At 61.5% G+C, this 25,498-nt stretch carries 28 protein-coding genes and 1 pseudogene; 12 read left to right on the top strand and 17 right to left on the bottom strand.

All coding sequences use genetic code 11. The features are described from left to right. Window positions 1–68: 68 nt before the first annotated feature. Window positions 69–953 (top strand): annotated as a pseudogene (locus GRF63_RS03275) (YifB family Mg chelatase-like AAA ATPase); the annotation flags it as partial. An 8-nt stretch (window positions 954–961) separates the two neighbouring features. Here GRF63_RS03275 and GRF63_RS03270 read toward each other — a convergent pair. Continuing rightward, a complete protein-coding gene (locus GRF63_RS03270; protein WP_202131555.1) occupies window positions 962–1,288 on the bottom strand; it encodes a hypothetical protein in 327 nt (108 codons plus the stop codon). Further along, window positions 1,279–1,797, bottom strand: a complete 519-nt coding sequence (locus GRF63_RS03265) for a winged helix-turn-helix transcriptional regulator (protein ID WP_160484544.1) — start codon at window positions 1,795–1,797, stop codon at window positions 1,279–1,281. Before GRF63_RS03265 ends, GRF63_RS03270 begins: the two co-directional genes overlap by 10 nt. 156 nt (window positions 1,798–1,953) lie before the next feature. On the opposite strand from GRF63_RS03265, the gene GRF63_RS03260 reads away from it, so the two are divergent. Next, on the top strand, window positions 1,954–2,262 hold the full coding sequence (locus tag GRF63_RS03260; protein WP_160484543.1) for a DUF8200 family protein: 309 nt from the start codon (window positions 1,954–1,956) through the stop codon (window positions 2,260–2,262). An 86-nt stretch (window positions 2,263–2,348) separates the two neighbouring features. Here GRF63_RS03260 and GRF63_RS03255 read toward each other — a convergent pair whose 3' ends face one another. The 3 genes from GRF63_RS03255 to galE all read right to left on the bottom strand — a co-directional run bounded on the left by GRF63_RS03255 (window position 2,349) and on the right by galE (window position 4,264). Further along, a complete protein-coding gene (locus tag GRF63_RS03255) occupies window positions 2,349–2,972 on the bottom strand; it encodes an HAD family hydrolase (RefSeq protein WP_160484542.1) in 624 nt (207 codons plus the stop codon). A 69-nt stretch (window positions 2,973–3,041) separates the two neighbouring features. Beyond that, window positions 3,042–3,167: a type B 50S ribosomal protein L36 gene (gene ykgO, locus GRF63_RS03250; protein WP_007165381.1), complete on the bottom strand. Its 126-nt coding sequence runs from the start codon at window positions 3,165–3,167 to the stop codon at window positions 3,042–3,044. Window positions 3,168–3,256: 89 nt separating this feature from the next. After that, a complete protein-coding gene (gene galE, locus GRF63_RS03245) occupies window positions 3,257–4,264 on the bottom strand; it encodes a UDP-glucose 4-epimerase GalE (protein WP_160484541.1) in 1,008 nt (335 codons plus the stop codon). Between the two features lie 89 nt (window positions 4,265–4,353). On the opposite strand from galE, the gene GRF63_RS03240 reads away from it, so the two are divergent. Together GRF63_RS03240 and GRF63_RS03235 are read left to right on the top strand one after the other, a co-directional pair. Next, window positions 4,354–4,947: a DUF4136 domain-containing protein gene (locus GRF63_RS03240; protein WP_160484540.1), complete on the top strand. Its 594-nt coding sequence runs from the start codon at window positions 4,354–4,356 to the stop codon at window positions 4,945–4,947. Further along, complete coding sequence (locus GRF63_RS03235) at window positions 4,944–6,089, top strand: M14 family metallopeptidase (protein ID WP_160484539.1); 1,146 nt, start codon at window positions 4,944–4,946, stop codon at window positions 6,087–6,089. The genes GRF63_RS03240 and GRF63_RS03235 overlap by 4 nt, the downstream gene beginning before the upstream one ends. Before the next feature lie 12 nt (window positions 6,090–6,101). Here GRF63_RS03235 and GRF63_RS03230 read toward each other — a convergent pair whose 3' ends face one another. Together GRF63_RS03230 and GRF63_RS03225 are read right to left on the bottom strand one after the other, a co-directional pair. Further along, window positions 6,102–6,800, bottom strand: coding sequence for a glycoside hydrolase family 25 protein (locus tag GRF63_RS03230; protein WP_160484538.1), 699 nt, complete (start codon window positions 6,798–6,800; stop codon window positions 6,102–6,104). Between the two features lie 18 nt (window positions 6,801–6,818). Beyond that, window positions 6,819–7,310, bottom strand: coding sequence for a UPF0262 family protein (locus GRF63_RS03225; RefSeq protein WP_160484537.1), 492 nt, complete (start codon window positions 7,308–7,310; stop codon window positions 6,819–6,821). Between the two features lie 147 nt (window positions 7,311–7,457). On the opposite strand from GRF63_RS03225, the gene GRF63_RS03220 reads away from it, so the two are divergent. Beyond that, a complete protein-coding gene (locus tag GRF63_RS03220) occupies window positions 7,458–8,978 on the top strand; it encodes a replicative DNA helicase (RefSeq protein ID WP_160484536.1) in 1,521 nt (506 codons plus the stop codon). 17 nt (window positions 8,979–8,995) lie between these two features. Here GRF63_RS03220 and GRF63_RS03215 read toward each other — a convergent pair whose 3' ends face one another. After that, window positions 8,996–10,765 carry a PAS domain-containing hybrid sensor histidine kinase/response regulator gene (locus tag GRF63_RS03215; RefSeq protein WP_160484535.1) on the bottom strand — a complete coding sequence of 590 codons (1,770 nt, stop codon included), beginning with the start codon at window positions 10,763–10,765 and terminating at the stop codon, window positions 8,996–8,998. A 98-nt stretch (window positions 10,766–10,863) separates the two neighbouring features. Further along, the gene (locus GRF63_RS03210; protein ID WP_237392264.1) at window positions 10,864–12,027 is read right to left on the bottom strand and encodes a phospholipase D-like domain-containing protein; all 1,164 of its coding nucleotides are present in this window, start codon (window positions 12,025–12,027) and stop codon (window positions 10,864–10,866) included. 101 nt (window positions 12,028–12,128) lie between these two features. Here GRF63_RS03210 and rpoZ point away from each other — a divergent pair, with 101 nt between their 5' ends. Beyond that, window positions 12,129–12,473, top strand: coding sequence for a DNA-directed RNA polymerase subunit omega (gene rpoZ / locus GRF63_RS03205; protein WP_160484533.1), 345 nt, complete (start codon window positions 12,129–12,131; stop codon window positions 12,471–12,473). Window positions 12,474–12,569: 96 nt separating this feature from the next. On the opposite strand, the gene GRF63_RS03200 is transcribed toward rpoZ, so the two are convergent. After that, on the bottom strand, window positions 12,570–12,806 hold the full coding sequence (locus GRF63_RS03200; RefSeq protein ID WP_160484532.1) for a DUF3072 domain-containing protein: 237 nt from the start codon (window positions 12,804–12,806) through the stop codon (window positions 12,570–12,572). A gap of 108 nt (window positions 12,807–12,914) precedes the next feature. On the opposite strand from GRF63_RS03200, the gene GRF63_RS03195 reads away from it, so the two are divergent. Next, the gene (locus GRF63_RS03195) at window positions 12,915–14,063 is read left to right on the top strand and encodes a DUF3667 domain-containing protein (RefSeq protein WP_160484531.1); all 1,149 of its coding nucleotides are present in this window, start codon (window positions 12,915–12,917) and stop codon (window positions 14,061–14,063) included. A 121-nt stretch (window positions 14,064–14,184) separates the two neighbouring features. On the opposite strand, the gene GRF63_RS03190 is transcribed toward GRF63_RS03195, so the two are convergent. From GRF63_RS03190 to GRF63_RS03180, 3 genes are all read right to left on the bottom strand, one after another. Continuing rightward, window positions 14,185–14,463 (bottom strand): hypothetical protein, encoded by a 279-nt coding sequence (locus GRF63_RS03190; RefSeq protein ID WP_160484530.1) that lies wholly within the window; start codon window positions 14,461–14,463, stop codon window positions 14,185–14,187. 42 nt (window positions 14,464–14,505) lie between these two features. After that, entirely contained in the window at window positions 14,506–16,473 is a 1,968-nt protein-coding gene (gene ftsH, locus GRF63_RS03185; protein WP_160484529.1) for an ATP-dependent zinc metalloprotease FtsH, read from the bottom strand. Window positions 16,474–16,646: 173 nt separating this feature from the next. Beyond that, window positions 16,647–17,756, bottom strand: coding sequence for a winged helix-turn-helix domain-containing protein (locus GRF63_RS03180; RefSeq protein WP_160484528.1), 1,110 nt, complete (start codon window positions 17,754–17,756; stop codon window positions 16,647–16,649). 167 nt (window positions 17,757–17,923) lie between these two features. Between GRF63_RS03180 and GRF63_RS03175 the strand changes: the two genes are divergently transcribed. The 4 genes from GRF63_RS03175 (at window position 17,924) to GRF63_RS03160 (ending at window position 21,307) form a co-directional block, all read left to right on the top strand. After that, the gene (locus GRF63_RS03175; RefSeq protein WP_160484527.1) at window positions 17,924–20,086 is read left to right on the top strand and encodes a TonB-dependent receptor; all 2,163 of its coding nucleotides are present in this window, start codon (window positions 17,924–17,926) and stop codon (window positions 20,084–20,086) included. Window positions 20,087–20,307: 221 nt separating this feature from the next. Beyond that, window positions 20,308–20,490: a hypothetical protein gene (locus tag GRF63_RS03170; RefSeq protein WP_160484526.1), complete on the top strand. Its 183-nt coding sequence runs from the start codon at window positions 20,308–20,310 to the stop codon at window positions 20,488–20,490. Then, window positions 20,487–21,095, top strand: coding sequence for a hypothetical protein (locus GRF63_RS03165; RefSeq protein WP_160484525.1), 609 nt, complete (start codon window positions 20,487–20,489; stop codon window positions 21,093–21,095). The genes GRF63_RS03170 and GRF63_RS03165 overlap by 4 nt, the downstream gene beginning before the upstream one ends. After that, window positions 21,092–21,307, top strand: coding sequence for a helix-turn-helix transcriptional regulator (locus GRF63_RS03160; protein WP_160484524.1), 216 nt, complete (start codon window positions 21,092–21,094; stop codon window positions 21,305–21,307). Before GRF63_RS03165 ends, GRF63_RS03160 begins: the two co-directional genes overlap by 4 nt. A 6-nt stretch (window positions 21,308–21,313) precedes the next feature. Here GRF63_RS03160 and GRF63_RS03155 read toward each other — a convergent pair whose 3' ends face one another. After that, entirely contained in the window at window positions 21,314–22,351 is a 1,038-nt protein-coding gene (locus GRF63_RS03155) for a hypothetical protein (RefSeq protein ID WP_160484523.1), read from the bottom strand. Window positions 22,352–22,435: 84 nt separating this feature from the next. Between GRF63_RS03155 and GRF63_RS03150 the strand changes: the two genes are divergently transcribed. Further along, complete coding sequence (locus GRF63_RS03150) at window positions 22,436–23,242, top strand: class I mannose-6-phosphate isomerase (RefSeq protein ID WP_160484522.1); 807 nt, start codon at window positions 22,436–22,438, stop codon at window positions 23,240–23,242. Between the two features lie 31 nt (window positions 23,243–23,273). Here the strand turns inward: GRF63_RS03150 and GRF63_RS03145 are convergent, their stop codons facing one another. The 3 genes from GRF63_RS03145 to GRF63_RS03135 are packed head-to-tail and all read right to left on the bottom strand — an operon-like array spanning window position 23,274 to window position 25,404. Continuing rightward, the gene (locus GRF63_RS03145) at window positions 23,274–24,059 is read right to left on the bottom strand and encodes an enoyl-CoA hydratase-related protein (RefSeq protein ID WP_160484521.1); all 786 of its coding nucleotides are present in this window, start codon (window positions 24,057–24,059) and stop codon (window positions 23,274–23,276) included. Between the two features lie 50 nt (window positions 24,060–24,109). Next, complete coding sequence (locus tag GRF63_RS03140) at window positions 24,110–24,955, bottom strand: aldolase/citrate lyase family protein (RefSeq protein WP_160484520.1); 846 nt, start codon at window positions 24,953–24,955, stop codon at window positions 24,110–24,112. Beyond that, a complete protein-coding gene (locus tag GRF63_RS03135) occupies window positions 24,952–25,404 on the bottom strand; it encodes a MaoC family dehydratase (protein WP_160484519.1) in 453 nt (150 codons plus the stop codon). The genes GRF63_RS03140 and GRF63_RS03135 overlap by 4 nt, the downstream gene beginning before the upstream one ends. Window positions 25,405–25,498: the final 94 nt, after the last annotated feature.

Here is a 25,498-nt window from a genome sequence, read left to right as displayed (position 1 = left end):
TGAGACCGGACAGTCTGCAAACGGCCCAATTTCTGCCATTCGGATTGCTTTCCACAGCTCATAGCAGCGCGAGTGTAGGCATATCCAACCTTTTGATGAACGGGCCGCCCGGTGCGGGCAAAAGCCTGCTGGCCAGCTGTCTGCCCGGCATCTTGCCGCCGCTTTCCCCGGCAGAGGCGCTGGAAGTCAGCATGGTGCAATCGGTGGCGGGCCTGCTGGAAGGCGGCCGGATCAGCCGCAGTCGCCCGTTTCGTGCGCCGCATCACTCGGCCAGCATGGCGGCGCTGACAGGCGGCGGGCTGCGCGTGCGTCCGGGCGAGGTCAGCCTGGCGCATCTGGGCGTGTTGTTCCTGGATGAACTGCCTGAATTCCAGCGCGCCGTGCTCGATTCGCTGCGTCAGCCGCTAGAGACGGGCAAGGTGGATGTTGCGCGCGCCAATGCCCATGTCGCCTATCCCGCCCGCGTGCAGCTGATTGCCGCGATGAACCCGTGCCGCTGCGGCCATCTTGGCGATCCGGCGCTGGCGTGCAGCCGTGCGCCCAAATGCGCCGTGGATTACCAGTCCAAGGTTTCCGGACCCATGCTGGACCGGATCGATCTGCACGTGGAAGTAGACCCGGTAAGCGCCGCAGACCTTGCCCTGCCCCCACCTGCCGAAGGCAGTGCGGAGGTTGCCGCGCGCGTTGCCGCAGCGCGCAAGTTGCAAACCGCCCGCGGTATCCGCTCCAACGCGGAACTGGATGGAGACGCACTGGAGGAGCATGCAACGCCGGACGAAGCGGGCCGGACCCTGCTGATGCAGGCAGCGGAAAAAATGCGCCTGTCAGCCCGCGCCTACACCCGCATGCTGCGCGTGGCGCGGACCATCGCCGATCTGGCAGGCGCGCCTGAAGTGGGGCGTATCCACGTGGCAGAGGCGCTCAGCTACAGGCGGCAGGCACCGCGCGCCTAGGGCGCATCCTAGCCCTCGGGATCCAAGCCGCTGAACCACCGTGCATAGGGCGTGTTCTTCGCCATGTGGCGATTGTAATCGGGCGCGCCGTCGCTCCACCACACAGGGCCACGTTCGCCCAGCGCCACTTTCGCGGCATCCACGCGGGCGCGCGCCTGCTTTGTTTTCGCCGGATCACCCTTCGCATCGCGCACGGCGCGGCGCGCATCCATCAGTTCATTGACGAGGGGCTGGCGTTCGCTTTCATCAAGGGCCGGATTGCTGGCGCGCCACAGGCGGCCCCGCACCACGATATAGCGTCCGTCCGGCGTTCTTGGCGGTTTGCTCAGCGGCAATCTGCCGATTTGATATCGCTGTCCTTGATATAGGCGCCATCATGCGGCGCCACCGGCTGTCCCAGCTTGTCCGGCGTTTGCCAGCCCAGTTCGTGCCAGCTCAGGTCGCGGCCATCGTGGGCGCGGATCCTGATCGGGGCGACGGGTTTCCCATCGCGGCAGTCCACCAGCACCAGCTTGGACGAGAAATTCTCCGCATAGCGTTCACCCCACTGGCGCAGGGCCAGCATGGCAGGCAGCAGGCCCAGCCCCTTTTCCGTAAGGCGGTATTCCACCTTGCGCCGGTCCGTTTCGCACGGCGTTCGCTGCATCACGCCGTGCTGCACCAGATTGGCCAGGCGATTGGAAAGGATATTGCGCGCGATGCCCAGTTCGCTGGAAAATTCCTCGAAATGGCAAAGCCCGTTGAAGGCGGCGCGCAGGATGAGGAACGACCAGCGTTCCCCCATGACATCAAGAGCATGCGGCAGACCGCAATCAAGCTCTCCTAATGGCTCTCTGATACCCATTCAGAACACGTCCTCCGCCACTCGTTCTACAGGCAAATATCGGAAAGCCAACAATGTTCGCAAAACAGGGTTGCGAATCAAAACCCTGTTTTTTAGATATCGATTTGCAACTGGTATTCCATTGCGACCGATGTTTTCGTTTACAGGAGGCCCACCGTGACCCGTTTCTTCAAGCTTGCCGTTGCCGCTACCCTGGGCCTCTCAGCGGCAGCAGCGCCCCCATTGCAGGCGCGCGACGCAGCACCGTTCTTCACCGCCGAATTGTCGCAGCCTGCGAGCGAGAGCGATGTCATTGCCGGCGGCGTGGTGTTCCGGTGCGAAGGCACGTCTTGCGTCGCCCCGCGCAGCCGTGACCGGGCTTTGCGCGTATGCAAGGAACTGCGCCGCAAGGTCGGCAATATCGACAGCTTCACTGCAGGCGGGGAGCCGATATCCGATAAGCAACTGGCCCGCTGCAACAGCTGATCGCTTGGCGAAATTTCCGCCCACCCTTCTCCATCGGGTGGGCCAATTGCCCCGGCGCAGTGCGCGTCGGGGCTTTTTTTATGGAGCTAGCTCAGCAGGCCGCGTTGGCGCAGATCGGCTTCCAGCGTCTCGGCATCGGTGAACACATGGCCGTGCCACCCGCGCGCCTTGGCGGCGGCGATGTTTTCCGCCTTGTCATCGATGAAGAACAATTGCTGCGGCGGCATGCCAAAGCGCGCTTCAGCAATGGCATAGATCGCGGGATCGGGCTTCGCGACCTTCTCGTGGCCGGACACCACGATATCGCCAAAGCCCTGCAGCGCCGATTCGCCTGCAATGAATTCCGGCCAGAAATCGGCGCCGAAGTTTGAGAGGCCGAACAAGGGCACATTTCGCGCCTTCAGCCGGGCGATAATGTCCAGCGTGCCGGGAACATGGGCGGGATAGGTTTCGGCAAAGCGCGCGGCATAGGCGCGGATCAGATCAGCGTGGTCGGGAAATTCAGCGATCCGTTCAGGCACCATCTCTGCCAGCGGGCGGCCTTCATCGTGCTGATGATGCCATTCTTCGGTAACGACATTCGCCAGAAACCAGTCAAGCTGATCAGCATCGTCGATCAGCTTTTCGAACAGATATCGCAGCTTCCACTGGATGATGACCCGGCCAATATCGAAGACGACGGCGGTGGGCTGATCATTTGCGTCAGGCATGCAAAAAGCCCCCGTGGTGACGGGGGCTTTGCGAAAGACCGGTGCCGCCACAAAGCGGCACGGCGCACATTAGCCCTGGCGGGCCTTGAAGCGACGGTTGGTCTTGTTGATCACATAGGTGCGGCCGCGACGGCGAATCACGCGGCAATCGCGATGACGGTTCTTCAGCGACTTGAGGCTGTTGCGGATCTTCATGTTTCTTTTCCCGAAAGATAATCGGCACTTCAGATAGTCTGCAATGCCGCAAATTCAAGGCGCGCGACTAAGGGCGGGCGGCGGCGAAGTCAAGCATTGCCGCGCATGCGGGCCAGCTTGCCTTCCCATGCAAGGGCGTGGGCGATGATCGTATCGAGATCGGCATGGCGTGGCCGCCACGGCAGGGTCGCCTTGATTCGCGATGGATCGGAAATGAGCGAATCGGGATCACCCGCCCGGCGCGGCTGCAGATCACGGGTGATTGTGCCGTTCGTCACCCGGTCCACAGCGTCCAGAACCTCCAGCACGGAGAAGCCCCGGCCATAACCGCAGTTCATCGTCAAGGACCGTGTGGGCTGCGCCATCAGCGCCTCCAGCGCCAGAACATGCGCCGCCGCCAGATCGCTGACATGGATGTAATCGCGCACGCCGGTGCCATCGGGCGTATCGTAATCGGTGCCGAACACGCCCACGCTCTCCCGCGTGCCCAGCGCGGCTTCCACCGCCACCTTTATCAGATGCGTTGCCCCGGCAGTAGACTGGCCGCCGCGGCCTTCCGGGTCTGCCCCTGCGACATTGAAATAGCGCAGGGCGCAATAGTTCAGATCATGCGCGGCGGCGGTATCTGCCAGCATCCGCTCCGTCATCAATTTAGACCAGCCATAGGGATTGATCGGGTTGAGCGGCGTATCCTCCGTGACGGCGGGCACGTCGGGGATGCCATATGTGGCCGCGGTGGAGGAAAAGATCATGTGCGGCACGCCCGCCGCCACTACCGCAGCGATCAGATCCCGGCTTCTCGCCGTGTTGTTGTCATAGTATTTCAGCGGATTTGCCACGCTTTCGGGCACCACGACGGAGCCTGCAAAATGCATCACCGCACCAATGTTCTGCTCCGAAAAGATGCGCGCAAGCAGTTCTGCATCGGCGATATCGCCTTCGTAGAATGCCACGTCATCCGGCACCGCGAAGCGAAAGCCCGTTACCAGATTATCGATCACCGCCACCGGCCAATTTGCATCGCGCAGGGCCAGCACCGCGTGGCTGCCGATATAGCCGGCACCGCCGGTCACCAGCACGGGGCATTTTTTATCCATGCCCCCGCGGTTAGCATGCTTTGGTAAAGCGGCAATTACCCCTCATCGCCAGCCGGGCACCTTTCGCCCTGTTGTTGCGTTGTAAAGGCATGAAGAAACCTGCCTTTGCCCTCTTGGCCGCCAGCCTGATGCTGCCCGCCTGCGCCACCCCGGCCTATGTTTCGCCCGTCGATGTCACGCGTTTCGTGGGCGACGCGCCCGCGTTTCTGGGACAAGGTACGATCCAGATCGTGCCTGCTGCCGGGCTGGAGGCGGAAAGCATCGAATACGGCATTTATCGCGATGCGGTGCGACTTGAACTGGAAGAGATGGGCTATCGCGTGGTGATGGTGAACGGCTCCCAGACCGCGCAGCTTGGCATCGATCAATATGTGCTGGATGAAGGCAACCGCCGCGGGCCAGTTGGCGTTGGCGTGGGCGGGTCCACCGGCACATATGGCTCCGGCCTTGGTGTAGGTATCGGCTTCAACCTTGGCGGCAAGCCTTCTGAACGCATCGCGCGCGAAATGGTGGTGAGCATCCGGCAGGCGGGCGGCGATCAGAACCTGTGGGAAGGCCGCGCCACCATGACCGTCACCGCCAACAGCGATTACGCCGCCGACGCAGCCGCCGCGCCGCGTCTGGCAGATGCCTTGTTTTCGGGCTTTCCCGGAACCTCCGGGGAGACTATCTCGGTCGAATGATTACATCTGATATCAAGATCGACGCCGCTTTCGACAGCGGCAATATCGAAGTCGTTTCGGTGGACGGGGCCACGGCCCATCTGCGCATCTCGCATGATCGCAACAGCGAATTTGCACAGTGGTTTCACTTTCGCGTGTCCGGCGCGGCGGGTCGCGAACTGGTGCTCACCATCGATCAGCTGGCAGACAGCGCCTATCCCGAAGGCTGGCCGGGCTACAATGCCTGCGTGTCGGAAGATCGCCAGTACTGGGGCCGCGCGCAAAGCAGTTATGATAAGAGCGCCGGAAACGGCACTCTCACAATCCGTTACACCCCCGCATCGGACATCGCCTGGTTCGCCTATTTCGCGCCCTATTCGATTGAGCGTCATGACGATCTGGTGGCAGCTGCGGCATGCAGCGAGGGCGTGGATTACCGCCGCCTTGGTGAAACGCTGGACGGGCGCACCGTTGATTGCCTGGAAATGGGCGAAGGCGAAACGCAGGTGTGGTTCTACGCACGGCAGCATCCGGGCGAGAGCATGGCAGAATGGTGGATGGAAGGCGCGCTGGAAGTGCTTACCGATCCGGCGGACGTGGTTGGCCGCGTCCTGCGACAGAAGTGCCGTCTGCACGTGGTGCCCAATTGCAATCCCGATGGCTCTTTCCGGGGCCACTTGCGCACCAATGCCGATGGCGTGAATCTCAATCGCGAATGGGCAGAGCCAAGTGCCGAGAAATCGCCGGAGGTGCTGGCGATCAGAAACGCGATGGATGAAAGCGGCGTGGACTTTGCCATGGACGTGCACGGTGACGAGGCAATCGCCGCCGTCTTCCTGGCCGGGTTCGAAGGCATTCCGTCGTGGACTGACGAGCAGGGCGAGAGAATGTACCGCTATCAGCGCATATTGGAACGGCGCACGCCCGATTTTCAGACTGCGAAAGGCTATCCCAAGTCGGCACCGGGCAAGGCCAATCTCACCATCAGCACCAATCAGGTGGCAGAGCGTTTCGGCGCCACCGCGATGACGCTGGAAATGCCGTTCAAGGATAATGACGACTGGCCCGATACAGAACAGGGCTGGAGCCCGGAGCGCAGCAAGATGCTGGCCCGCGAATGTCTGGCCGCATTGGTAGAATGGCTGGAGCCGGAAGAAGGCTGAGCCCTCAATCCCTTAAGGCTGAACCACCACCCAGCGGAGGGGGCCATCGCTGCCTTCGCCGCGAAAATGGGTGGTGGCAGTCCACAAGGTCCACGGCCTGCCGGCATAGTCCGGCTGCATGAAATCCCTGTCCAGCCACAGGTTGCGCTCGATGCGAATGGCAAGACCATGCTCTGCCTCGAAGGCCGGGCTGATCTTCAGCACCACCGATTGGCCGGCATGACCCTCTACTTGGTTGATGAAGGTCGTCAGCTCGCTTTCCAGCCCTGCTTCGACAATCGGATCGCCGCAGGTGCTGGCCAGCTTCTCCAGCGCGATGGCGGGCGGCAATAGCGACGCGTCGCGCGGTACGATGGTGACGAAATTGGCCGCTTGCCGCTGCGCCGGAATGCATGGATCATAGGCATGCACCACGCCGTGCGGCACCCCTGCATCGGTAACGGCAGCCAGATTGCGGGCAAATTGCGGATCGCGCCCGCGCGCGCCCTCGCTCGCTTCCAGATAGACGAAATCGGCACCGGTTGCGCGCAGGGCGTTAAAGTCCACCGCGCCATCGCCTGCGCTCACCATCGCGCCCTGCATCGGGTATTCGGCGCGCAATGGCTGCCAGCTGATGGCGCGCCACCAGCCATAGCCGCCCGCCACGATGGCAGCCAGCAGCAGCAGCGCGACGATACGCCAGCGCCATACGGTTTTACGCTTTAGACCCATGAATTTCCGATGCCCGAATCAGGCCTTGATATGCAGCACGCAGATCAATGTGAAAAGGCGTCTGGCAGTCTCGAAATCGGTTTCGACCTTGCCTTCCAGCGCATCCAGCAAATGCCGCGTGCCGCGATCGTGGATGCCGCGCCGGGCCATGTCGATGGTTTCGATCTCTTGCGCGGATGCGCGGCGCAAGGCTTTGTAATAGCTGTCGCATATGGCGAAGTAATCGCGAATCGCCCGGCGCATGCGCGCCATGCCAAGGCCGATGGTGCCCGCCTCTGTCCCGCCTGCATCGCGCAGGTGCCAGGCCAGCATGCCTTCCACCACCTCCAGATGCACGTGCCACGGGCCTGAATGCCCCTGTGCAATGGCGCGTACCGGGCGGAAGAGGTTATCCTCCACCAGATCGCGAAGAGCCACTTCACGCTCCTTCTCGATGTCCTCGCTGCGCGCGATGACAGTCGCTTCATCAAGCGTGATGGCTTCGATGCGGTTGGCGGTGTCCTGCTCCATGGTCGCTGCCCTCCTGCCCCAGTGGGCGACTGCATTCAATGGCAATAGCAGCCTGGCGAATATTCTCCACGCTATCCACAGGGTTGCAGGTGTAACTTTGCCATTGTCAATCTTGCGATACGCCGCGCACACGCCCATCACGCTGCCATGCCCGATCAAGACCTGCTGACCCGCTCTGCCGCCGCCGATTCCAAGCCCGCCGAACAGGGCCGCACCCTGCCCGCCAATCTGGAGGCGGAGGCCGCATTCCTTGGCGCCGTGCTGATCGATAACCGCGTGCTGGAAGAATTGCCGGTAGAATTGCGCGCAGGCCATTTCTTTGCGCCGATCCACGGGCGAATCTACGAACGCGTGCTGACCCTGATCGATCGGCAGATGGTGGTGACGCCGGTAACCCTCAAACCCTATTTCGAAGGGGACGAGGCGTTATCGGAACTGGGCGGCACCGGTTACCTGGCGCAGCTTACCGCCGATGGCCAGGGCTTGCTGGCCCCGCGTGAACTGGCAAAGCAGATCTATGATCTTGCCCTGCTGCGCGAGCTGGTTGGCGTGGGCCGCGAACTGGTGGAAGGCGCGCTGGACACCTCAGAAGAAGTGGAACCGCAGCGCCAGATCGAACAAGCAGAGGCACGCCTGTTCGAGGTGGCGGAAGGGGCCACCAGCGAGAAAGCGGGCGTCGCCTTCCGCAGCGCATCCATGGAAGCGATCAAGCTTGTGGAAGCGGCGATGAATTCCGGCGGCAAGCTGTCGGGCAAGACTACGGGCCTGGAAACCATCGACAACAAGACCGCTGGCCTCCACAATTCCGACCTCGTGATCCTGGCCGGGCGTCCGGGCATGGGCAAATCCTCGCTCGCCATGAACATCGCCTTCAATTGTGCGGAGGAGCACCTCAAATTCCAGCGCGACGGCGGCCCCCACAACTACGGCGCGCCCGCTGCCTTTTTCAGCCTGGAAATGAGCGCGGATCAGCTGGCCACGCGTATCCTTGCCGAACAGGCGGAAATTTCTTCCGAAGCGCTGCGTTCGGGCGCGCTGAAGCGAGACGAGTTTCAGAAACTGTCCTACGCCGCGCAAAAGCTGGCGGAGCTGCCACTTTATATCGATGATACGCCCGCCCTTTCCATCTCCGCCCTGCGCACCCGCGCGCGGCGGCTGAAACGGCGGCACGATATCGGGCTGATCGTGGTCGATTATCTGCAGTTGTTGCAGGGTTCGGGCCGCGCCAGCGACAACCGCGTGAACGAAATTTCGGAAATCAGCCGTGGCCTGAAAACGCTGGCCAAGGAACTGCAGGTGCCGGTGATTGCCCTGTCGCAGCTAAGCCGTGCGGTGGAGCAACGCGAGGACAAGCGCCCGATGCTTTCCGATCTGCGCGAATCCGGTTCTATCGAGCAGGACGCCGACATGGTGTGGTTCATCTTCCGCGCCGATTACTACCACGAGTCGCTGCGCCCGGACATGCCCAGTGAAACCAGTTCCGAAGCGGACAAGGAGAAGTACCGCACCTGGGAAGATCGCTATCTGGAACTGCGCAACAAGGCGACGCTGATCGTGGCGAAACAGCGCCACGGCTCCACCGGCAACGTGCCGCTCTTGTTCCAGAGCGAGTTCACCAAGTTCACCTCCCCCAATATGAAGGATTATTCTGACTACGGGTTCGAATAGGGGCGAAAGCCCTGCGATCAGGCGGCCATGGAAGACCGTGTCAGCCAGCGGCCGACTTCATTGGTGAAGGTGTCATAGCTGAGCGGCTTGGCCATGTGGCTTTGCATTCCGGCTGCCAGACACTCCTCGATATCATCGGGATAGGCGTTGGCGGAAAGGGCGATGATCGGCAGCGTGTGGCCGTCTATGCCCAGGGCGCGGATTTTCCTGGTGGCTTCTATGCCGTCCATCACCGGCATCTGCACATCCATCAGCACGGCGGCATATTGGCAATCCTGCGCCTGGGCATCGCACACCATTCTCAACGCCGCCTCGCCATCTTCGGCGATATCCAGTTCGATACCTGCGTTTTTCGCCATGCCGGCAATCAGGTGCTGATTGATATCGTAATCCTCCGCCAGAAGGATCCGCTGGTTCCCTGCCATTGGCGCGCTTGGTCGCGTAGCAGCGGCGGGTCCGCGCAGCGCAGCATATTCTATCGGCAGGATCATGTCGAACATGCTGCCTTCGCCTTCGGTGCTTTCCAGTTCCAGCAGGCCGCCCATCAATGTCGTCAGCTGACGGCAGATTGCCAGGCCCAGCCCCGTTCCGCCGTACCGTTCCTCCACCGTGCCATCGGACTGGGTGAAAGGCTCGAACACCTTTCTCTGCGCGTCTTCAGAAATGCCGATGCCCGTGTCGATAACCTTGCAGTGCAATTGGCCGGCAATCACCTCCACGCGGATCTCGACAAAGCCGCGCTCTGTAAACTTGATGGCATTGCCCAGCAGGTTTGACAGAATCTGGCGCAGGCGCAGGCCGTCTCCCATCAGGTTGATCGGAACATCGGGGGCAACGTTTACCCTCAACTCCACGCCCTTTTCCCGCGCCTGGGGTTCAAACAGCTTGGCAACCTGGCGGGCAATGTGCCCGACATCGGTCGATTCCTTGCGGATCACCGTTTCCCCGGCCTCGATCTTCGACAGGTCCAGAATGTCATTCAGCAGCAGCGTGAGCGATTTGCCCGATTCGGCGATCAGTTCCACCATGCGCCGCTGGGACGTTTTCATTTCCTCCTGCAACAGCAAGTCTGCAAAGCCGACGATGCCGTTCATGGGCGTGCGGATTTCGTGGCTCATCTTGGCCAGGAAGCTGGCCTTTGCAGCGCCGGATGCCTCGGCCTCGTTACGGGCCTCGATCAGTTCCTCGTTCAGTAGAGTTTCTTCCGTCCTGTCGGCAAATATGCCGAAGATCGCCGCCGGGTTGCCCGCCCCGTCCAGTTCTACGCGTGCCACCACTTCTGTATATCTGATCGAACCGTCCGGCCGCCGCAGCCGCGCCTTCACGGTGTAAGGCTTGCCCGTCTCTCGTGCGGTTTCCACGGCGTCTTCGATCAGATACCTGTCTTCGTGATGGAAGGCATCGATAGCGATTTGCAGGTTCGGCTTCTCGCTCTTGCTCAAGCCGTAGATCTTGTAAGTCTGATCGGACCAGAATAGCTCATCCGTGTTAAAATCCACGCGCCAGTGGCCGACGTTGGCGTTCTCCTCCGTCATCCGCAGCAGCCGGTTGCGTTCGGTAAGATCGAAGATCACGCCGCGCATCGTGCGGAACACGCCGAAATACAGCGTGCCCGCGCCCAGCACGCCCAGCAATGCCATGGCCGTTGCCGTGGTTCGCACCGGCACATACGCAAAGCCCACGTGCATGGCGACAATGGCAATTACCGATATGGCCAGGCAAAACACCCCCACTTCGATTGGCTTTCTGGCGAATGTCAGACGCCTGATTTCATCACGATCCTTCATGACGAAATAGCTGCGTCCAAACCGCTCAAGATTTATTCTGCGCGGGGCTGCGTAAAATTACGAAGCGGCCGGTCAGCCGTCCGTGCCGGGATCGACGATCAAAGGCCCAGGTTCAGCTTCCGGCTGACGGTGTAATCCACCACCGAAACAAGGAACCAGCTGGCCCACCACTTGGCCTTTGTCCACGGCGTGGCCCGCCGGGCATGGAGTTCGGGCGTCACCTGCTCGCTGGCTGGCAGGTGATCGTGAATGAAACCGCGCATCCGTTCCGCAAGCTCTGCATCCTCGATTCGCAGCACGATTTCCAGATTCACATAAAGGCTGCGCATGTCGAAATTGGCGCTGCCCAGATACACCGCATCATCCAGCACGATCAGCTTGGTGTGCAGCTTGCACGGCTGGAATTCATAGATTTTCGCACCGGCCTCCAGCAATTGCGCGTGCAATGCCCGCGACGCGCCGATGGTGGCGGCGTTGTCGCTCTTCCCCGCCAGCAGCAGGTGTGTTTTGCCTTTGCGGGCAATTTTGCGGATGCAACCGCGCAGACGCTTGTTGGGCGAGAAATAGGCCATCATCATGTCCAGCCTCTCGCCCTCGGCCATGTCCTGCGTCACGCTGCGCGCCCAGCTGGACAGGCCCTTGGTCGGCCCGCCGATCAGGACCTGCACCGGGCCATCGCCATCGTCCCAATTGCGCACCCGGTGGCGAATATCGCGGAACTGCGCCTTGTCGTTGGCGGCCCATTCGCGCAATTGCGCAAACCATTCCGCCACGCGGCCAACGGCATCGCCTTCCAACCGGAAGCCAAGGTCGTTCCAGCCGTTCTGATGCGGGGGCGCGAAATAATCATCCTCGATATTGAAGCCGCCCATCATGGCAACCTGATCATCCGCGATAAGAATCTTCTGATGGTTGCGGATCAGCGCGCGCCGAGACCATTTGGCCATGAACACCAGGAAGGTGCCGCCCGCCGCCGTCATCTCGGCGAAGAACTCATCGTCTACATTGGCGCCGAAGCCATCGACGATCAGCGTCACGTCCACGCCGCGCTGCGCCGCTGCCACCAGCGCATCGCGCACTTCTCCGCCCACCAGATCCGCGGCGAAGATGTAAAAGGCGATTTTCAGGCTGGATTGCGCGCCATTGATGATTTCCAGCACGGCGCCCTTCCGGTCTGCCCCATCGGGGAAGAAGGTCAGTGACTGGCCTTGCGCCTTGGCTGAAAAAGGAGAGGGGTCGCTGTAATCGAATTCGCTGGTCATCAGCCCTGTTAGCATACCGGCGCGCGCAGGAAACCTTGACTTGGCCAGTACGCCCTCCTAGATGGCAGACTTTCCGAAACACCAGCTTATCCGGAGTGCCCATGGCGCGCGTTACAGTCGAAGATTGCGTCGACAAAGTTCCCAACCGTTTCGATCTCGTCCTGCTGGCTGCCCAGCGTGCGCGCGAGATTTCCGGCGGTGCGGAAATGACCATTGATCGTGACCGCGACAAGAACCCGGTCGTCGCACTGCGCGAAATTGCAGAGCAGACTGTCAAGCCGAAGCATCTTTCCGAATCGCTGGTGCAGTCGCTGCAGCGCGTCCTGCCGGATGAAGAGGATGAGGCGGATGAGGTCGGTTCGCTGAGCCAGTCGGCAGAAGCCATGCGCCTGTCCGCTGCTGCGCCCACCCGCTCCACATCGATCGGTGCCGATTACGACGGCTAAGGCCCTCTGATCCAAGAACCAAACAAAAAGGGGCTGCGCTGCGAAGCGCAGCCCCTTTTTGCATTCAAAGCGGTGATACGGGCTTTGTTACGGGCGCTATTCCTGCCCGCGACCAGTTGCCGCCTGCAATTCGTCAATCCGAATGGACGCATCGGCCTTGGTCATTTCAGGATCATAGGCTTCGGGCTGTCCGGCCTCTTCGCTCAGCGTCTTGAGATAGCTGGCCTGTGCGCCGGTCATCTTTTCATCCCCCGTGGTCCAGTTCTCTGGCTTCTTCTCGGCATTGGACACTGGATCGGACTTGGGATGGGCATTGGGTGTTGCGGAACTCATCGAAAATTCTCCTTTCCTTACCAACCACTCGCGATCCCCTTTTGTTCCATCTCGACCTTGTAGCCGCGCGGGGTTAGTCTGGCCGGGGACATACGGGCGGGAAACAGCATGAGCGATATCTTCGAAGGCTTTGGGACTGCGGCGGAAGGCGGCCTGCTCGCCCGCGCGCTGGATCCCGATTCCGGTGCAAAGCCTGTGCATCCGCACCAGCCGGATAAATGCCTGAACTGCGGCACGAACCTTACCGGGGCGTATTGCCATGCTTGTGGCCAGCAGGGCCATATTCACCGCACCATCGGTGCCTTCATGCACGATCTGCTGCACGGCGCGCTGCATTTCGAGGGTAAGCTATGGCGCACCCTGCCCCTGCTGGCATTCAAACCCGGCGCGCTTACGCGGCGATATATCGAAGGCGAGCGTGCCCGCTTCGTGTCACCGATGGCGCTGTTCCTTTTCAGCGTTTTCCTGATGTTCGCCGTGTTCCAGATGCTCGGCTTTACAGCCCCCGCCGATTTTACCGGCGAGGCACCTTCCGAGATAAGCGCGAGCGAGGTGCGCGAAGAGGTGGCGAGGGACATCGCGCTAGCGCAGGATGAACTTGCCGCCGATGATCTGACCGCGCAGCAGCGGCGCGAGACGCTGGAGCGGCTCATCGCCCTGGAGAAGGACGCGGGCGACGCCGCTGTCAGCGAGCGCTCCGCCATGCGCGACTTTGCCGATGGGTTCATGGCTGGCGCGCGCGGGGATGAGAGCGAGGTGGAGCCCGCTACTGAAGGCGTAGCGGAAGTCGCGGACGCGACCGTAAAGACCACAAAACAGGGCACCGGCATCGCAATTATCGACAAGGCGGTGGGCAAGTGGACCGAAAACCCCAGCCTCATGCTCTACAAGCTGCAGGCCAATGCCTACAAGTTCTCCTGGCTCCTGATACCGATCTCGATCCCATTCGTCTGGCTGCTGTTCTTCTGGAAACGGCGTTTCGGCGCCTATGATCATGCGATCTTCGTCACCTATTCGCTCAGCTTCATGACGCTGCTGTTCATTATCGTCTCGGTTGTTCCGATGATCGGTATACCCAGCGCGATCAGCACGCTGGCCATCCTGGTGATCCCGCCGATCCACCTCTACAAGCAATTGCGCGGAGCCTATTCCTTGCGCCGCATTTCCGCTTTCTGGCGGTTGCTGGCGTTGAGCCTTTTCATCTGGATCATCATCGCACTGTTTATTCAGATGCTGCTTCTGCTGGGGCTGTTCTAGGCCTGGTCAGCACCACCCGGCACATGGTTAGCCGCATGAACGAGAAAGGGCGGCGCATTGCTGCACCGCACCTTTCCTAAATCTGTATTCGCTAAACCTGCCGGCAACTAATCCGACAGGTTCAGTCAGTGCCGTCCAACTGGCCATCGCCATCATCGGGGTCTGCCGCATCGCGGGCGGACAGTTCGTCGCTCAATTCCGCGGCACCCTTGCTAACGCCATCGGCGGCGACGATTGCGCCTTCGCGGATTTCGTTGCCGATCACTTCGGCGTTCGCCTCTGTATCGGCAGCGGCGCGTTCGGCCATGGTTTCGGCATTGTCCTGCGTCTGTTCGGAACAGGCGCCAGCCAGTGTGAGTGCGGGGATCGCAAGAGTAACTGCAAGCAATTTACGGTTCATCGTGTTTTCCTTTTTCGAACCACACCAACGCGCAAATCTGCATTAGGCTCCCTGCGGCGCTTCTCCGCCACCGCCAAATCGCTTGCCCGCCTTGGGGATCGAGGATCCTTGCGATGGTTGCACGGGGATGGGGCCGGAAGGTGCATCGGGACGATCGATCTTGCCGTCTTCCAGCAAGGTCTTGATCTCGTCACCCGTCAGCGTCTCGTACTCCAGCATGGCCTGAGCCAACAGGTGCAGCTGATCCTCATGCGTACTCAGCAAGTCCGTTGCCCGCTTGTGCGCGCCTTCCACCAGATCCTTGATCTCCTGGTCGATCAGCTTGTTGGTTTCGGCACCCGCCATCGTGCGCGTGGTCTGGCCCATGCCGAGATAACCTTCCTGGCTGCTCTCGTACTGCAACGGGCCCAGCTTGTCAGACATGCCCCATTTGGTGACCATGTTGCGCGCCAGATCGGTAGCGTACTGGATATCTGACGACGCGCCGGACGAAACCTTGTCGTGCCCGAAGATGATTTCTTCCGCCACGCGGCCACCCATGGAAACGGAGAGGTTCGCGTGCATCTTGTCACGGTGGTAGGAGTAATTGTCCCGCTCAGGCAGGCGCATCACCATGCCCAGCGCGCGGCCGCGCGGAATGATGGTGGCCTTGTGGATCGGGTCAGACGCCTCTTCGTGAACGGCAACGATGGCATGGCCGGCCTCGTGATAGGCGGTCATCTTCTTCTCGTCCTCGGTCATCACCATGGATCGACGTTCGGAGCCCATCATCACCTTGTCCTTGGCGTCCTCGAACTCCTGCATGGCAACAAGGCGCTTGTTACGGCGCGCGGCCAGCAGGGCTGCTTCGTTTACGAGGTTGGCAAGGTCCGCACCGGAGAAACCGGGCGTACCGCGCGCGATGGTGCGTGGGTTCACGTCGGGTGCAAGCGGCACCTTCTTCATGTGGACGGCCAGAATTTTCTCACGGCCGTCGATATCGGGGATCGGCACCACAACCTGACGGTCGAAACGACCGGGACGCAGCAGCGCCGGGTCCAGCACGTCAGGCCGGTTGGTGGCGGCGATGATGATGATGCCTTCATTGGCTTCAAAACCATCCATCTCCACCAGCAACTGGTTCAGCGTCTGCTCGCGCTCGTCATTGGAATTGCCAACGCCATTGCCGCGATGACGGCCCACGGCGTCGATTTCGTCAATGAAAACGATGCAGGGCGCGTTCTTCTTCGCCTGTTCGAACATGTCGCGCACACGGCTGGCGCCGACGCCCACGAACATCTCGACAAAGTCGGAACCTGAAATGGTGAAAAACGGCACGCGAGCCTCACCCGCAATCGCGCGGGCCAGCAGCGTCTTACCCGTACCGGGGGAGCCGACCAGCAGCGCGCCCTTGGGGATCTGTCCGCCCAGCTTGGAGAAGCGCTGCGGATCTTTCAGGAACTCGACGATTTCCTGCAATTCCTCGCGCGCTTCATCAATGCCGGCAACATCGTCAAACGTCACGCGGCCCTGTTTCTCGGTCAGCAGCTTTGCCTTGGATTTGCCAAAGCCCATTGCACCGCCAGCGCCGCCGCCCTTCTGCACCTGTCGCAGCGCGAAGAATGCGATGCCCAGGATCAGCAGGAATGGCAGCGCCTGGATCAGCACCACCAGCAGCACGTTCATCTGCTCAGGCTGGGTGCCGGTGTATTCCACGCCAGCCTCTTCCAGCTGGGTGGTGAGATTGACATCGCCGGGAACGGGCGTGGTCACGAAACGCTCTTCGTTCTTTAGGACGCCGGAAATCCGATCGGGCGCGATCTTCACCTCGGCCACGGAGCCTTCGGCGACCTTGTCCTTGAAATCGGAATAAAGGATCGCGGTGCCGGGCGCTTCACGCGGGCCGCCAAACAGGGATACAGCCAGCAACAGGGCAAGGAAAATCCCGCCCCAAATCATCAGGCTTTTCATCCAGGGATTGCCACCGCCGTTGCCGCCGTTGCCATTTTCCGGCTCTTGATTGTCACTCATGTGAGAACGTGTCCTTTCGCAAGCCTCAATGTAGGCGTAGCTGGGTGAATGACAAGATAACGGCGACCATGGGCTTTGGCCCGGCAATGGCTGGCAAGATTGCTCGCAAGGCCCCGCGCGAGGCGAACCGGAGTTTCACCGAAAGGTGTTGTAATTACAGTGGTTTGCGAAGTTCAGCGACGCTGCCGGGCCAGGATCGTCCGGTCATCCAGATCCGCGCCCTGCTGCCCTGTTACCTGCACCAGCGCTTCAAAACCCTTGCCGCCTAGGGCCTGATCCATCTCGGCAGGCAATTCGCCCGACACCACGATCTGGCTGATTCCGCGCAGTCCCGTCTCCCGCTGGCTGGCGATCACCACCACCTGCGCCCCGGTAGAAGCGGTAAAGCGGGTGAGATAGGCATAGTCGCGATAGAACGCCGGCGAGGCGAGCGTGCGCGCTTCCTCGCTGGTCCAGATCTGGCCGCTTTCGCGGTCCACGATCTCGTCATAACTTTCGCCCATGCGCAGGCTGCTGCCCGCAAAGATCTGCTCTTCCAGCAATCCCATTCCGGAAAGAAGGCCAACATAGACGATGTCGAAACGGTTGAGCATGTCGGGCGTAAGCTCTGACGACGCGATCACCTCCACGTCCTTGCCGCCGCGGGACAGCACCGGCATCACATCGCGCAGTCCATATGCGCTGGAGAACGGCAGATAGCTGAGGCCAACGTCCTCGGCATACCCATACCGATCAGGCTCCGCTTCCTGCAGCGCAGCCAGATCCTGTTCTGAATCCACGCGGAAATCGCGGATCAGGCGGCTTTGCTCAGGCCGGACAGGATCGATCTCGCCATAGATGTAGTAATCGCCCAGCACCAGCAGCACGGGCCTGTCCGATGCGGCCAGCGGCTGCCAGAATGCGTTGGGCGCATCTGCGCGCTGGGTCCACGCGAACAGCGCCACCAGCGCCAACACAATCAGCGCCACGCCTGCGGCAATCAGCGTGCTGGGGCGATTGGCGCGATAGCTGCCGGGCCTCGTCTGCACATCTTCCACGCCGCCGCCTTCCATGCGGAGGGCATAGGTTCCCGAGGGCAGCACGATGCGAACCCCGCCGTCCGCCTCATCATCCGCGGCGTAGAAATCTTCCAGCTTCTTGCGCAGTCGGTGGATGTAGACGCGCACGGTTGCATCGTCAGCGTCGCTGGTTTCCTGGCCGAACACCTCTCGCGCCAGGTCATCCTGAGAGGCGCTGCGTGCATCGGGACCGCGCCGCGCAAGAAAATCGAACAATTCGCGCACGCGGCCACTTTTACCGGGAACTCCGGCTGCTTGCAGTCTCTCGATTTCAGCTTGGAAAAGGTCTGTAACATCCATGTTACGCGCCGGTTACCGTAAATAACGGTGCAAGGCGATAGCGGATGTTTCAACACGATCTTCGTTAGAAACTGCACGGAAATGATTGCCCGATGAACCCCCGCATTCGCCTCACCCTGTTTGCCTCCGCCAGCACGATATTCGTCGCATTGCCCGCACAGGCACAAGCACAGGCACAGGCACAGGCACAGGCACACGACAGCGAGGGCGATGCGCCGGTGTCTGAACCTGCGACGCAGCAGCCGCGTGCCGCGGGCACCACTCCGGCCAAGGCGAATGACGACGATACCAATGTCGTGCGCGATATGGACACAGGAGAGGTGATCTACGTATTCGGTCGCGGGGAACGGCGCATCGGGCAGGCGGGCGCGGCCAGCGAAGGCGGAGTGGCGGGCGCGGATATCGAAATCCGCCCGCTTCTGCGCCCCGGTGAATTGCTGGAAGCCACTCCCGGCCTGATCGCGACGCAGCATTCGGGCGGCGGCAAGGCGAACCAGTTTTTCCTGCGCGGGTTCAACCTCGATCACGGCACCGACTATTCCCTGTATATCGACGATATGCCAGTGAATTTTCGCACGCATGGCCATGGCCAGGGCTATCTGGATGTGAACGGCCTGATACCTGAAACCGTGGCCCGCGTGGATTATCGCAAGGGTCCCTATCGCGCGGATGCGGGCGATTTCTCCTTCGTAGGGTCATCCGAAATCATCACGCATGACAGGCTGCAACCTTTCGCCAGCGCAGAGATCGGCAGCTATGGCTATAGGCGCTTCGTCGGTGGCGGCTCCACCAGCATCGGTGATGGCGAATTGCTGGTGGCGGGCCAGGCCAAGTTCAACGATGGCCCCTGGGAATTGCCGGAGGATTTCGAAGGCTATTCCGCCTTTATCAAATACACCACCGGCATTGCCGATGGAGATCTTTCGCTCAGCTACAATTACTACAACGCCAGCTGGGCCCCGACCGAGCAATTGCCCGAACGCGTGGTGGGCACGCCCTTGTGCGCAGACCGGTTCTGCGCACTCGACAAGACATTGCGCGGAGATACGGAGCGCGGCATCCTCACCGCGCATTACCTTTCCGATGACTGGCGCATCACCGCCTATGCGCAGCATTACGACTGGCAGCTGTTGTCCAACTTCACCTATTTCCTGGAAGACCCGGTGAACGGGGACCAGATCCGCCAGTATGACAAGCTGTGGACCTTCGGCGGGCGCGTGGAACACACCGCGCGGCTGGCCGATACGTTGTCACTGCGGGTGGGCGCGGAAGGCCGGTATGACGATATTTCCGAAGTTGGCCTGGACGAGACGATCAATGGCGTGACGGAATTCACCGTCGGGGCTTTCGCCGTGGATGAGGCATCGCTGGGCCTTTATGCAGAAGCGGTGTGGCAGCCTGTGGACCGCCTGATGGTGATCGCCGGCCTGCGCAATGACTGGTACAATTTCGAAACCCGCGCCCTGCGCGGCGCGCTCAGCTGGTCTGGCGATGTGTCGGACGATGCGCTGGGCGCCAAGATCGGCGTGAATTACGAAGTGGCGGACGGCATCGCTCTGTACGCGAACTATGGCGAGGGCTTCCATTCCAACGATGCGCGCGGCATTACCGCTCCTGTCGATCCCGCACCGGGCCTGGTGGAAGGCGATTTCGAGGAGTTGGGCATGCGTTTCGAACGCGGCGGCATGATCCTGACGGCGGTTTACTGGTGGTCCAGCATAGAGAGCGAGCTGATCTATGTGGGCGATGCCGGCGCCGTGGAGCCCAGCGATCCGGGCAAGCGCCACGGGTACGAACTCACCGCGTTTTACAAGCCAAATAACTGGCTGGCAGTGGACGCCGTGTGGACCGGCACCACCTCGCGCTTTGCCGGATTGCCCGATGGGCAGAACTTCGTGCCCGGTGCGCTGGAGAATTCAGGCGAGCTGGGCATTGCAGCCGCCTTCCCCGATTGGAATGCCGCCGCGCGGCTACGCTATCTCGGGCCGCACCCGCTGATCGAGGACAATTCCGTCCGCGGCGATGCCACCACCCTGGTGAATGCCCGCGTAGCATGGACGCCGCAGGATATCGCCTTCCTGAATGGCTGGGAATTCCATGCCGAGCTTCTCAACGTCCTCGATTCCAAGGACGATGATATCGACTATTTCTACACCACTCGCTTCCCCGGAGAGCCCGCGGCGGGCGTGGAAGGCGTGAACAGCCGCATAGTGGAACCGCGCCAGTTCCGCGTAGGCGTAACCAAGCGGTTCTGACCAACGAACCTCCCTGGCGGAAAGGCACATTGCGGGTGCCGCCGCCGCCTGAAGCCTCGCCTGATCGCCCTTTCTGCATGAAGGGCCAGGCGGGGCTTTTTCTTTTCGTTTCAAAGGCATGTGACGGTCAAGGTCAAGGCAGCCAATCCTTCTGTCAACCTTGCTTGACATTGGTGGATGGCGTGTCTAGTTTCCTTTACATAGTTACAAGGGAGCTTGATATGTTTCAGAATACAAAGACGCTGCTGTGGGCCGCCGCCATGATCGCACTCGCCCTCGCGGTGAAAGCCGGGCTGATCGCCAGCGAAACTGCGGAACCCATGTTCGTGGCACTGCCAGCCCTGGCCATTCTCTCCATCGGTGCTTCTGGCAGCTGCTTCCTGAAATCGCGGTGCGCAGCATGACCGATGGCTGGATCGAGCGGCGCAGTCCGGGGTTCTGGATCGGAGCAATCCTGGGATTGATGGGCCTCATCGCAGGCCTTTCGGTCATTGACGCCATCGGCAAGACCACGTCCATCCTCCTCATGGCCAGCACCGGGGTGCTGCTTTATCCGCTGATGAAAGCGGGGGAGCGGTGCGAGGATCGCAGCGGAACGTCCAGCCCCGCCGTCCGCCGCTATAATCGCGGCATGCTGGCAGCATCGCTCGCCTATATTGCGGGCCTGGGTATCGCCGTCTGGCTTACCCGCGCTGCCGGGCTGGAGGGGCCGATATTGTGGGCGATTGCTGCTCTGCCGATTCTGCCGATTTTCGCCATGATCTGGGTGATGGCGCGCTACATCATGGATGAGCAGGACGAATATCTTCGCCACCTTGCCATCATGTCGAACATGGGCGGACTTGCCCTGTTGATGGGCCTCGCCTCGCTATGGGGCTTTTTCGAAGAGTTCGAACTGGTGCCTCATGCACCCGGCTGGCTATCCGTGCCTGTCTGGGCGCTGGGCATGGGCCTGACCCGATGGTGGATTGCCCGCAGCAACCGGGCCGAACAGGCAGGCGGCGCATGAAGAACCGCCTGCGCGTGCTGCGCGCGATGAAGGAGTGGAGCCAGCAAGACCTGGCGCAACGGCTCGAAGTCAGTCGGCAGAGTGTCAACGCCATCGAAACCGGCAAATACGATCCCAGCCTGCCGCTGGCCTTTCGCATCGCCGATGTATTCGAACTGACGATAGAGGAGATTTTCCTGCGCGAAGAAGAGGACGCCAAGGCGGAGGACTAGGCGCCGTCAGAACAGGGTCTGCGTCAGCGGCACCTTCAGCCCGGCCTGCTGTGCGACCATGCCGATCCATTGCTGCATCTGGGCGATTTCCTCCTCCACGATGGGCGGCGGCGCATCGGGTGCGACATTGCCTGCACCGGGCGAGAAATCGCCGCCCAGCTTGGCATGACTGCGAAAGCGTGGGCCATCCACGATTGCTGCGATTTTCTCCGGCGGGACGTTCATGCCGGCCAGCGCGAATACGGCTTCCAGCGTGTCGGCACGGTCGGAATTGAACCGGTCACCGTCCAGCACGCGCAGCCTCTTGCCCTGCGGCCCTGCCAGCAAATTGGCGAAAAGGCGTTGCGACATGAACCAGCCGACCGTTGCCGCCTGCAGGTCCGTCATGCTGAATTGCTCGCGCGCGTCCATGCCAAGGTCCATCCCGGCATAGCCCATCAGCTCCAGGTAAAGCTGCCTGCCCCAGCGCCGCCCCATCAGCCCGCGCCGCGATACGGATCGCAGGAAAGGCGCAAGATCATTGGTCATCAGAACCGCGCTGGCATCGGGCCGCGCGTCCAGCAGCGCGGGGATCAGCATATTGGCATGATTGGTGGGTTTGACGAACACCGCCTCCCCCTGCCCCCACGGGCGGGACAGCAGATCGCACACGGGTTTCACCAGCGATGCAGCCTCTGTGCCTGCGCCAGCGCCTGCCCCTGCTCCGGCCCCGGCCCCGGCCCCGGCAAGTTGTGCGATGATGCCCGGTTCGGCCAGACCCGCCGAGATACCCTGCGCCTCCAGCGCGCGAACGAGCAGGGTGGATCGGCAAAAGGCGGAATGAAAGATGAAGTGCAGCGGCCCGGTTTCGGGCTTCAACGCCCTTACCTGATCGAAGGAGAGCCATGCCGCGCCAGCAGCGCCTTCGGGCTTGAAATCGGCCAGGAACGGCGGCTGGGAGAGCACATCGCGCGAAACCTGCACGAATTGCATTCGCTGCCCCTGCATATCCAGCGCGTGGGGGAGCCAGCGCGGATCGCGCTCTATCTGTTTAATATCGGCCATTGCGTGATGCTTACCCGCTGTTCAGGGGTGAGCGCAATTTTGCGTAGCATTGTTTTCGCAGCATTTGCCGCTAATCATGGGTCGATGCTGCTGGCGCCCCGAATTGTCGAAAAAGTCTGGGGTCGTGATGAACTTCCCGCGCCCTTCACTGCGCCCGATGGTACGCGCGTTGGAGAGGTTTGGTTCGAACCACCCGCTGAAATGCCGGATCTGCTGGTGAAGTACTTGTTCACCAGCGAAAAGCTCTCCGTTCAGTGTCACCCTAACAGGCAGCAGGCCAAGGCCGCCGGGCTTGGTGATCGCGGCAAGGAGGAATGCTGGCTGGTGATTGCGGCAGAAACCGGCGCGTGCCTTGGCATCGGCTTCGATAGGCCGCTGGATGAAGAGGCGATCCGCAGCGCCGCGGAAGACGGCTCAATCGAAGAGCTGATGACCTGGTTCGAGGTGAAGGCAGGCGATTTCTTCTACATTCCGGCCAATACAGTTCACGCCATCGGTCCGGGCTGCTCCATCATCGAGGTGCAGCAGAATTGCGACATCACCTATCGCCTGTACGATTATGGCCGTCCAAGAGAATTGCATCTGGAGCAAGGCGTGAAGATCGCCGACGGGTCGCCATATGATCGCGAACTGCATCAAAGCCTGCCCGCCAGCGGACATGCTTCGCTGGTGGATGGCCCGGCCTTCCGGCTGGACTGGATAGACGGGCTGCCGGACGATGGGCTGCTGTACAGCTATACCCAATCACTCCTGGTGCTGCCCCTTTCAGGAGAGATCGTGATCGGCGGCACAGAGGTGGTGAAGCCCGGCGAATGCGCCCTTGCGCCAGATCTTGCCAGCGTCACCTTCGCACCGGAGGGTAAGGCGCTGGTGACAGCGCCAACACAATAGAAATCAGCGCGTCACCGGATGCGGCAGCGCTTTAGCGCCCCGTCCATTTCGGATCGCGCTTTTCGACGAAAGCCTTCATTCCCTCGGTCTTGTCATCGGTTGCTGTGATCACCTGGAACAGGCGGCGTTCGTATTTGATGCCCTGGTCCAGCGTGTTTTCAAACGCTGCATCAACCGCTTCCTTGTTGGCCATGGCGGCCAGCGGCGCCATGCTTGCGATCAGCGCGGCGGCTTCCATCGCTTCGTCCAGCAGCCTGTCATGCTCCACCACGCGGGCCACAAGGCCGCTCGCCTCCGCCTCGGCGGCGTCCATCATGCGGCCCGTCAGACACAGGTCCATCGCCTTCGCCTTGCCCACCGCGCGAACCAGCCGCTGCGTTCCGCCCATGCCGGGCAGCACGCCCAGCTTGATTTCCGGCTGGCCAAAGCGCGCCTTGTCCGATGCGATGATGAAATCCGCCATCATCGCCACTTCGCATCCGCCACCCAGCGCAAAGCCGTTTACCGCCGCGATCCACGGCTTGCGGGTGCGGCGGGTGAAATCATCGGTCCATCCGGCGAAGAAATCCTCGTTGAAGAATTGCGCCGTGTCCTTCTCCACCATCTCCTTGATATCGGCACCGGCGGCAAAGGCCTTGTCACCAGAGCCGGTCAGCACGGCGCATCGCTGCGTGTCATCCGCTTCGTACGCGGCAAAGGCATCGATCAGATCGGCCAGAACACCGGTGTTCAGCGCGTTGAGCGAATCGGGCCGGTTGAGGGTGACCAGCGTCACATTGCCGCGCTGCTCCACAAGAATGTTCTTATAATCTGTCATGGTGTCTCCGTTGAATACTGGATCTGGCGCTTGGCCAATCTCACGGTTTCTCAATGGTCCAGAGGGTCCGCCTGTTCCAGCACTCGCCGGGCTTGCAACAGGTGCGGGCGATCAATCATCGATCCATTCAATTGCAGGGCGCCCGTCTCCGGCTGGGCCTCGAAAGCATTCACTACAGCGCGCGCGTGCGCGATCTCATCCTCGGTGGGCTGAAACGCGGCGTTGATGATCTCCACCTGCGCAGGGTGGATTGCCATCATCCCGGCAAAGCCATCGCGCCGCCCGCGCGCGGCATATGCGGCAAGGCCATCTGTATCCTTGATATTGGGAAAGACGGTTTCAATCGCAGCCGTGCCCGCCGCATGGGCGGCAAACAGGGTGAGGCTGCGCGCCAGTTCATAGGGCGGTGTGTAGCTGCCATCCGCCTCTCTCGATGTGGCCGCGCCGATGGCGGCGGGCAAATCCTCCGCGCCCCAGGTAAGGCCAAGCAGCGGCGTTGGCACATCGCGATAGCTGCCCAATTCAAACATGGCAGATGCCGTTTCCGTGGCGATGGGCAACACCGGGATTTGCGCCCCGTCCATCATCTGCACTAGCCCGGCAACACTGGCCGCGCCTTCCGCCTTGGGCAGCATCACGCCATGCGGCGGACGTGGCAGCACCGCGGCAAGATCGCTTTCCGTCTCGCCGCTGTCCAGCGGGTTCACCCTGACGATTACCGTGGTGTTCCCCGGCGATTGCAGGAATTGCGCCACCGCATCGCGGCCCCTGCCCTTGTTTGCCGGCGCGACCGAATCCTCCAGATCGATGATGATCGCATCCGCCCCGCTGGCTGCCGCCTTGGCAAAGCGTTCGGGCCTGTCCGCTGGCACGAACAGCAGGCTGCGCAGCCTCACGATCCGCTACCCTTGATCAGCGCCATGCGCAGGCATTCACACGCGACCTCGTCCCGCTGGTTAAGCAGGCGGTGCCTGAAGGTAACGATGCCGGATCCGGGGCGAGACTTGCTGGCCCGCTTGTCCACCACTTCCGTTTCGGCACGCATGGAATCGCCCAGGAACGTGGGATTGGGATGCGCCAGCTTGTCATAGCCAAGATTGGCCACCAGCGTGCCCAGCGTGGTGTCTGCCACGCTCAGCCCCACCATCAGGGCAAAGGTGAAGGTGCCGTTCACCAAGATCTGCCCGAACTCGCTTTCGGCGGCGGCATGGGCATCCAGGTGCAGCGGCTGGGGATTGTGCGTCATGGTGGAGAACAGCAGATTGTCCGTCTCCGTCACCGTGCGGCGGATATCATGGGCAATCGTCTCGCCAATTTCCCATTCGTCGAAAAACTTGCCTGCCATCGGCTCCTGTCCCGTTTTACTCGGCAACGCGCAATCGGTGCCGCCCGCGTCTCTAATACGCCGGGGCAATCCGATCTACAGGAGGTTTTTTGGG

It is taken from the genome of Aurantiacibacter rhizosphaerae, assembly GCF_009807005.1.
Classification (GTDB): Bacteria; Pseudomonadota; Alphaproteobacteria; order Sphingomonadales; family Sphingomonadaceae; genus Alteraurantiacibacter; species Alteraurantiacibacter rhizosphaerae.
Note: the sequence above shows the minus strand (reverse complement) of the source record. Positions and strands in the feature narration are given on the sequence as shown.